The following is a 1,072-nucleotide window of genomic DNA, read 5'->3' as shown; positions in this document are numbered from 1 at the left end:
TAGTGTCCTGCGCCGGAGATCCGTCGGCAGAAGCGGGCGAGGGAGTCGAGGATCTCCTCGGCTGTCTTGGTCCAGATGAACGGCTTGGGATCTTCGTTCCAGTTCTTGACCCATGCGCGGATGTCGGCTTCGAGGGCCTGGACGTTCTTGTGTGCGCCGCGACGGATCATCTGGTCGGCGAGGAAGCCGAACCACCGCTCGACCTGGTTAATCCAGGAGGAGCCGGTCGGGGTGAAGTGCACCTGGAACCGGGGGTGCTTGGCCAGCCACGTTTTGATCGCGGGGGTTTTGTGGGTGCCGTAGTTGTCGCAGATCAGGTGGATCTGCAGCTGCGCGGGAACCTCCTTGTCGATCCTGATCAGGAACTTCTTGAACTCCGCTGCCCGGTGCCGACGGTGCAGTGCACTGATCACCTCCCCGGTGGCCACGTCGAACGCGGCGAACAACGTGGTCAGACCGTTGCGGACGCAGTCGTGGGTCCGGCGCTCGGGCATACCCGGCATTATCGGCAGCACCGGCTGGGACCGGTCCAGGGCCTGGATTTGCGACTTCTCGTCCACCCACAGCACCACCGCGCCCTCGGGCGGATTGAAGTACAGACCCACCACGTCGTAGACCTTCTCCACGAACAACGGGTCGGTCGACAGCTTGAACGTGTCCGTCAGATGCGGCTTGAGCTGGAACTTCCGCCAGATCCGGCCCACGGTGGACTTCGACAGGCCGCTGGCCTCGGCCATCGACCGGCGCGACCAGTGGGTGGCGTTCTTCGGGAGTTCCTCCAGCGTGGTGACGACGACGGCCTCCACCTGGTCAACGCTGATGGTCGGCGGCCGGCCCGGCCGGGGCTCATCAACGAGTCCGTCCAGGCGGTCGGTCAGGAACCGACGCCGCCACTTGCGGACCGTGTCCGCGCTCACCCGCAGATCCCGGGCAACCGCCACAATCGGCGGCACCTTCGGCCCCGCACATGCCAGCACGATCCGCGAGCGTAAAGCCAGGGCCTGGGCCGACGTCGCCCGACGCACCCACCGCTCCAACACCGCCCGCTCATCAGCGGACAGCAGCAACGGCT

The 1,072-nt window shown here is 66.0% G+C and carries 1 protein-coding gene; it reads right to left on the bottom strand.

What is annotated here, in order from left to right:
- Positions 1-1,067: IS630 family transposase (locus tag AC5P1B_RS35665; protein ID WP_493892192.1), on the bottom strand; the 1,067-nt coding region annotated here is incomplete at its 3' end.
- Positions 1,068-1,072 lie beyond the last annotated feature (5 nt).

The sequence above is a fragment of the Streptomyces sp. A01 genome (genome assembly GCF_059026195.1).
Note: the sequence above shows the minus strand (reverse complement) of the source record. Positions and strands in the feature narration are given on the sequence as shown.